This window comes from Chryseobacterium sp. BGARF1 (assembly GCF_001677955.1).
GTDB lineage: Bacteria > Bacteroidota > Bacteroidia > Flavobacteriales > Weeksellaceae > Chryseobacterium.
In genome coordinates this window covers 1-206 of sequence record NZ_LELA01000254.1, presented here as the reverse complement: position 1 = coordinate 206, position 206 = coordinate 1, and the positions used below count along the sequence as shown (strand labels likewise).

At 36.4% G+C, this 206-nt stretch carries 1 pseudogene; it reads left to right on the top strand.

Annotated elements, in window-relative coordinates:
* Nucleotides 1-24: 24 nt before the first annotated feature.
* Nucleotides 25-206, top strand: a pseudogene (locus AB671_RS21910) (transposase); the annotation flags it as partial.

The window sequence follows — 206 nt, the reverse complement described above, 5'->3', positions numbered from 1 at the left end:
TTAGAAATACATGCATGGTGCATTATGTCAAGCCATGTACATTTGGTTTTTCGAAGTATCGATGGTCAGAAACCAGAACTTCTGGTCGGTGATTTCAAAAGATTTACAAGCAAGGCAATTGTTCAGGCTATCAAAGAAAACCCTAGAGAAAGTAGAAAAGAATTTCTCTTGAATTTCTTTCTTAAAGAAGGTGCAAAGGCTTCCAA